The organism is Arthrobacter sp. H5, assembly GCF_000520595.1.
Lineage (GTDB): Bacteria > Actinomycetota > Actinomycetes > Actinomycetales > Micrococcaceae > Arthrobacter_D.
On record NZ_KI914990.1, the window covers coordinates 49,976 to 56,705 of the forward strand.

The 6,730-nt window shown below is 62.9% G+C and carries 6 protein-coding genes; 3 read left to right on the forward strand and 3 right to left on the reverse strand.

Annotation, left to right across the window (positions count from 1 at the left end; genetic code table 11):
- Positions 1-68 precede the first annotated feature (68 nt).
- The 3 genes from Y708_RS0109400 to Y708_RS24020 all read left to right on the forward strand — a co-directional run bounded on the left by Y708_RS0109400 (position 69) and on the right by Y708_RS24020 (position 3,052).
- Positions 69-566: a DUF3830 family protein gene (locus tag Y708_RS0109400; RefSeq protein ID WP_028279742.1), complete on the forward strand. Its 498-nt coding sequence runs from the start codon at positions 69-71 to the stop codon at positions 564-566.
- Between the two features lie 269 nt (positions 567-835).
- Positions 836-2,230: an MFS transporter gene (locus Y708_RS0109405; RefSeq protein WP_081746641.1), complete on the forward strand. Its 1,395-nt coding sequence runs from the start codon at positions 836-838 to the stop codon at positions 2,228-2,230.
- 138 nt (positions 2,231-2,368) lie between these two features.
- Complete coding sequence (locus tag Y708_RS24020; protein ID WP_035775832.1) at positions 2,369-3,052, forward strand: GntR family transcriptional regulator; 684 nt, start codon at positions 2,369-2,371, stop codon at positions 3,050-3,052.
- Positions 3,053-3,103: 51 nt separating this feature from the next.
- Here the strand turns inward: Y708_RS24020 and Y708_RS0109415 are convergent, their stop codons facing one another.
- From Y708_RS0109415 to Y708_RS0109425, 3 genes are read right to left on the reverse strand one after another with little or no spacing between them, the layout of a single operon-like run.
- Positions 3,104-4,279 (reverse strand): M20 family metallopeptidase, encoded by a 1,176-nt coding sequence (locus tag Y708_RS0109415; protein ID WP_028279744.1) that lies wholly within the window; start codon positions 4,277-4,279, stop codon positions 3,104-3,106.
- Positions 4,276-5,472: an aminotransferase-like domain-containing protein gene (locus Y708_RS0109420; protein WP_028279745.1), complete on the reverse strand. Its 1,197-nt coding sequence runs from the start codon at positions 5,470-5,472 to the stop codon at positions 4,276-4,278. Before Y708_RS0109420 ends, Y708_RS0109415 begins: the two co-directional genes overlap by 4 nt.
- Positions 5,473-5,474: 2 nt before the next feature.
- The gene (locus tag Y708_RS0109425) at positions 5,475-6,653 is read right to left on the reverse strand and encodes a M24 family metallopeptidase (RefSeq protein WP_028279746.1); all 1,179 of its coding nucleotides are present in this window, start codon (positions 6,651-6,653) and stop codon (positions 5,475-5,477) included.
- Between the last annotated feature and the right edge of the window lie 77 nt (positions 6,654-6,730).

Genomic DNA, 6,730 nt, shown 5'->3' on the forward strand with positions numbered 1-6,730 from the left:
TCGGCCACTCACTGGATGGCGCGGCGCCCGCCGCAGGCAACCTGAGCACCCAAGAGAAACGGATCACCATGCCCCGGTACATCACGATCACGCTGGAGAAGCGCGGCGTTTCCTGCCGCGCGCGCCTGCTCGATGAGGAGGCTCCCCGCACAGCGCAAGCCGTTTGGGATGCGCTGCCGCTGAGCGGGCAGGTCTTCCACGGGAAGTATGCCCGCAATGAGATCTATAACCTGGTGCCGGCATTTGCGCCCACGGAGCCCGGCGCGGAGAACACCACCGTGACGCCGATCCCCGGCGACGTCTGCTATTTCACCTTCAATGCCGATATTCTCCAGACGCCCTCCCACGGGTACGAATCCGACGACGGACTCACGGAGCCAAAGCCAATCATCGACCTGGCCGTCTTCTATGGCAGGAACAACCTGCTCTTCAACGGCGATGTCGGCTGGGTTCCGGGCAATGTGTTCGCCACCATCGAAGAGGGGCTTGATGAGATGGCGCGGGCCTGCCAGGACATCTGGATGGGCGGAGCCCGGGGCGAAACGCTGACTTATTCACGGGCTTAGAGGTACGACGACGGCGCAAGCCGACTCGCGCCGTCGTCGTACCTTGCCTAGACGTGGCGTTCAGTTGTGGCCTGCATCACAAAACGTGATCACGATGTTATCTCTAATTGTTGACAATCATACGAACGGGGGAATAGTTTCCAATACAGTGGCCAAAACCACGACGGCATTCGTTCCCGCACATGGCGACGCTACCCGTCGCGGTCCGGCTCGTATTTTCAATGTCGCCGAACTTGGCGGCCAAGCGTGAACAACCTTTAGGAGACGCTATGGCAGACAGAGATGACATAACAAGTTCAGCGGACGGGGGTTCAACCGAGTTTGCCGCTCCAGATGCCAACACTCCCGAAGGCAAGAAGACACTGCGAAGAGCTATCGGCGCGTCGGCGATCGGCAATGCGGTGGAGTGGTTCGACTACGGCGTCTACGGCGTCATGGTGGTGTACATAAGTTCCGTGTTCTTCCCGGGGGACCAGGCAACGGTCTGGGCTCTCGGCACTTTTGCGATCTCATTCCTGGTGAGGCCCCTTGGTGGTCTTTTCTGGGGACCGCTGGGGGACAGGATCGGCCGCAAGGCGGTTCTTGCCATGACAATTCTGCTGATGGCAGCGGCTACGTTCTCCATCGGACTCCTGCCCTCGTTTGACGCGGTGGGCTTCCTGTCGCCCGCACTTCTGATCCTGCTCCGTTTGATTCAGGGCTTCTCCACCGGCGGCGAGTATGGCGGAGCTGCCACCTTCATGGCCGAGTACGCTCCGGACAAGAAGCGTGGCTTCTACGGAAGTTTCCTTGAAGTTGGAACCTTGGCCGGCTTTGCGCTGGGCTCGCTCATCGCGTTGGTCAGCCAGATAACACTCGGGGCAGAGACAATGTCGGATTGGGGCTGGCGTCTTCCATTCCTGATCGCAGGGCCGATGGGTCTCATTGGTTGGTATTTGCGTACCAAACTTGAGGACACCCCTGTTTTCCGTGAACTCGAAAAGAAGGGCGAGAAGGAATCCAGCGCTGGTCTGGCGCTCAAGGATCTCCTCACCACTTACCGGCGCCCAATTCTTGCCATGTCCGGTCTGGTCATCGCCTTGAATGTGGTGAACTACACCCTGTTGGCTTACATGCCCACCTACCTGCAGAGCACCATCGATATGGACGCAGATGCAACGTTCACACTGCTGCTGATCGGTCAATTGGTGATCATGGTGTTGATTCCGTATGCGGGTGGTTTGTCTGACAGGGTGGGTCGCAAACCGCTTTGGTGGTTCTCCCTCATCGGGCTTTTCGTGATGGCGCTGCCTATGTTCATGTTGATGGGCCTTGGCTTCGGTTTCGCACTGCTGGGCTTTGCGGTTCTCGGACTCCTGTACCTGCCGCAGCTGGCCACGATCTCCGCCACGTTCCCGTCTCTGTTCCCAACACAGGTGCGGTTCGCCGGTTTTGCCATTACCTATAACGTGGCGACCGCCGTCTTCGGCGGGACTGCCCCGGCCGTGAATGAAGCACTGATCAACGGCACGGGCAACAACCTGGTGCCAGCGATATACATGATGGGTGCTTGTGTAATCGGCATGATCGCGCTGAAGTTCATCCCGGAAACGGCGGGCTTGTCCCTGCGCGGAACTGGAATCCCCGGGGAGGAGACCAGCGCCAGGTCGAAGAAGACCGCATAGCGATCGGTGCATGACGGCGGAGTTTCGGGACAGGTCCTGGAACTCCGCTGTTGTCTCACTGGTCTGCGGCGCGTCCAGAGTTCGCTGGCGCGCTTGTAGAATTGTCGACAGTCTGATCATTGGCAGAAAGGCACGACATTGGCGCAGCGACGCATCATTGAACCGCTTGTTCAGGAGTCGACGCCGTCAATCATCGCGGGCAAACTCCGCCGGGCTATCGCGGAGGGTGAACTTGCGCCTGGGAGTCAGCTTGGGGAAGCGGAACTGGCTCGTGAACTTGGCGTGAGCAGGGGGCCGCTTCGTGAAGCCACGCAACGCCTCACCCAAGAGGGCTTGCTGCTGAGTATCCGGAACCGCGGGCTCTTTGTGATCACCATGAACGACGATGACATCAAGGACATGTATCTCGCGCGTACAGCGGTGGAACGGGCGGCGGCGGCCCAGCTGGCGGTGGCCGCACCGGGGGACGCGCGGTCCGTGCTCTCCAAGACTGTCGCCGCAATGAAGGAGGCTGCGGTGGCTGGGGATACTGACGCCGTCACCAGCGCCGATCTTGAGTTCCACGAAGTGCTGGTGGGGCTTGCCGGCAGCCGGCGCCTCTCCAGGATGCACAACACACTTCTCACCGAGACCCGCATGTGCCTCAATGCGTTGAAGTCGACCTATCGTGCGTCCGATAACCGGGCGGCAGAGCATCAAGGTATTGCCGACGCCATTGGAGCAGGGGATATTGAGCTGGTGGATCGGCTGCTGATCAGCCACATGGAGGATGCGCTGCAGCGCCTTACATATGACCCCGGGAATCGACTCTCCCCAAAATGACCCTTTCAGCCCCCATTTGGCCGCGAGAAGGTCATTTTGGGGAGAGTCGATTCAGGCAGCCAGCAGCCGCAGCACAATCAGCGCGTACGCCTTCGCCGCTGCCACCAGCTCAGCCACCTCAACTGACTCATTGGCCTGATGCGCTTGGTCGTTAAGCCCGCCCGGTCCAAGCACAATGGTTGGAATGCCGTGATCCCGGGCGATGAAACCCCCGTCGCACGCCGCCGTCCACCCGCTCACTGAACTGGGGCGGCCGACGTCGTGCACTGCCGTTACCGCCGTGGTGACCAGCGCATGATCGGACGGGGTGCGGAAGCCGGGCATTTCCATGGTGACGTCCAACGACGCGGAGATGCCGTCTCCCAGATCAGCGGACGCCAGCAAATCCTCGGCTATCCCGGACGGATCCTCACCCGGCAGTAGTCTGCGGTCAATCCAGGTGCGACACTCGGCGGCGACAATCGAGGTACCTTCACCACCCGAAATCCTTCCCACACTCCAGGTGCCCGGCCCCAGCAGATCGTCCCCCTCAGCTGAGAGCCGCACCTGGTCGGCCCTGATCAGGTCCAGGATCCGTGCGGTTGCATCGATGGCGTTGCGCCCGTCGCCGGGCCTGCCGGAATGCGCGGCGCGCCCCGTAACCGTGAGCTCAAGGTAGCTGTCCCCGCGGCAGCCGATCACCGTGGTCAGATCGGTCGGCTCGGCGACGACGCAGGCGGCAAACCGGCGGTCGGGTCCGGCCGCGGTGTACTTTCGGATGCCGAGCCCCAGGTCCTCTTCGTCCACGGTGCATACCAGTTGCACCGGGCCGGAAAGCGTCACGCCCGCCCTGCGCAGGGCAGCCATCGCCATGACGACGGCGGCAAGCCCGCCTTTCATGTCGGTGGAGCCGCGGCCGTAGAGCCGGCCGTCCTCCACCTGGGGCGCGAACGGACCGCGGCTCCAGCCGTCGCCGGCGGGCACCACGTCCGAGTGGCCGAGGAACATGATTCCGGGCCCGTTGCCTCCGGGAAGAGTGGCCACGAGATTGGGCCTGCCGGGGGCCGCCTCGTCCTCGACAGTTTCGAATCCGTGCGTCTCGCACGCCGCGCGGAGAACCGCGACCGTTGCCGCTTCCGTTCCGCCCGGATTCTCGCTGCCCTCGGCGATGAGCGCGGAGGCCAGCCCGACGACGTCGTCCACGGTAATCAGGTCCAGGACCGTACGCTCGGTGTCGGTCAGTTTCACCGGGCGCGGTCCAGCGCGCGCGTGAGCCGGACAATGCCCTCTTCGGTTCGCCCGGGGGTGGTGGAGGCGAAGCAGAGCCGCAGGGCGTCGTCGAACTTCCCGCTGGCGGACAGCGCGGGACCGGGGATGAACGCAACCCCTTCCGCGAGCGCCGTCTCGAACAGTGCCTGCGTGGACGTGGCCGCATCCTCGCCGAGCAGGGTGAGCCAGAGGAAGAAACCGCCGTCGGGATTGGTTGTGGCGACCCGTCCGCCGAGGTGGCGGCCGATACTGTCCAGCATGGCAACCTTGCGCGCATGATATTCCAGCCGCAGCCCGGCCAGATGGTCATCCAATCCGCCACGACGGATGAACTCGGCAACGATGTGCTGATTGGGCACGTTGGTGCAGGTGTCCATCGCCTGCTTGGAATGGATCACCAGTTGGCGGACGGACGGATCCGCATCAACCCAACCAACCCGGAGGCCGGGCGCCAGAATCTTCGAAAAGGTGCGGACAGAGAAGATGAGCGGATCCTCGGGACTGATCTGCTGGAAGCCGGGGATGTCCTCGCCGCTGAAGCGCAGGAGGCCGTACGGATCGTCGTCGATAATGACGGCGTTCCACTGGTGCGCCAGTTCAACCAGCTGTTCGCGGCGTGCCTGGGACAGCGTGGTGCCGGAGGGGTTCTGGAAGTTGGGGATGGTGTAGATGGCCTTCGGGGTGCGTCCGGCGGCCGCGACCAGGTCCGGCAGCGCCTCAACAATCAGGCCGTTCTTATCCATCGGCGCCTCGAGCAGGTCCGCGCCGTAGCTGAGGGCGGTGGCGCTGCCGTTGGTGTAGGTGGGGCTTTCAACGATGACCAGGTCGCCGGGATCGACGTACATCTTGAACGCGATGTCGAGGCCCTGCATGCCGCCCGCGGTGATGGTGACCCGCTCTTCACGGGTGGGTTCGCTGGTGGTGGCCAGGTAGCCGAGCAGCTGCTTCAACAGGACCGGCTCGCCCTCGGTGGCGCCGTAGGTGAAGGAGCGGTCGGTGAAGACTTTGGACGCGATGTCGCGGAATTCCTCAGTGGGGACAGTCTCATCAGCCGGGGCGCCCATCGCGAAACGGACAATGTCGTGCTTCTGCGCCGCCAGCAGCGACGTACTGGAATCGATGACCGAGCCCACCAGTTTGTCTGCGCGGGCCGCCAAGGGGGAGGTATGCATGATTAACCTTTCTGAATCAGTTCGCGCGGAAAAGAGGTGAAGGTTTCGACGCCGGTCTGCGTCACTCGGATGGACTCCGAGAGTTCGTAGCCGTAACCCTTCATCCACATCCCACCGATCAGGTGGAACGTCATGTTTTCTTCGAGAATGGTGTCGTCTTCGGAACGCAGGCTGGTGGTCCGCTCGCCCCAATCGGGTGGATAGCCGATGCCGATCGAGTAGCCCAGCCGTGACGGCTTCTCCAGGCCATATTTGGCGAGCGTCCAGTTCCAGGTGGAGGCAAGCTCGCGGACCGGAACGCCAGCACGCACCACGTCAAGGACGGCGCTCACGCCCTCACCGACGGCGTCTGCCACCCGCTTGAGTTCCCCGGTTGGCGTGCCGAGCACAAAGGTCCGGGCCAGGGGAACGTGGTAACGCTTGAAGGCGCCGGCGAGTTCGACGACCACGGCCTGATCACGTTCGAAAATGGACTCATTCCACGTGAGGTGCGGCGTGTCAGCTTCCTCGCCGGTGGGCAGCATCGGGACGATGGCGGGGTAGTCACCTCCAACCTCGGGCGTGCCGGAGATCTGGGCGTGGCTGATGGCGGCGGCAACGTCGCACTGCCGGGCCCCCACCTCAAGGTGGTCCTGCGCCGCAGTCATCGCCTGGCCGCACACCACGGCGGCGCTCCGCATGAGCTGGATTTCCGCGGGCGATTTCACCAGTCGAACCCAGTTGACCAGGTCAAAGCAGTCCACCATGGTCCACTCCGGGATGGCATTGACCAGCGCCCGGTATCCCTTCACGGAAAAGAAGTGGGAATCCATCTCCAGGCCCACGCAGGCCTTGGCCGCCGGTGCAATCAGAAAGCGCTGCCGAAGGGTGAAGGAGACAAAGTCAAACGGGTGGATGTGCGGCCGGTGCACATAGCGCTCCGGGTAGCTTTCAATGCCCGACGGCGGCAGCCAGGTGGTGCGGAAGGCACCCTGGGCATCCATTTCCCGGGCGAAGAGCACCATGTCGCCCTCTGCCGGAACAAACAGCAGCTGGGGTGTGTAGAAAGACCACGCGTTGTACCCGCACAGGTAGTAGATGTTGGCCGGGTCAGTCACCAGCAGGGCCGAGAGACCCTGGTCCTCCATGCGCCGGCGGACGTTGCTGAGCCGCTGTGCGTATTCCGTTTCGGTGAAGAGCACTGTCAATCCTTTCTTGGTACGTTGCCGGGTTCTCCACGCGCTCGTTCCTCGCTTGGTCGACCACCGGGGGTCGACGG

Coding starts and splice junctions, on each gene's coding strand:
- Y708_RS0109400 (WP_028279742.1), top strand. CDS start 69: ATGCCCCGGTACATCACGATCACGCTGGAGAAGCGCGGCGTTTCCTGC.
- Y708_RS0109420 (WP_028279745.1), bottom strand. CDS start 5,472: ATGCATACCTCCCCCTTGGCGGCCCGCGCAGACAAACTGGTGGGCTCG.
- Y708_RS0109405 (WP_081746641.1), top strand. CDS start 836: ATGGCAGACAGAGATGACATAACAAGTTCAGCGGACGGGGGTTCAACC.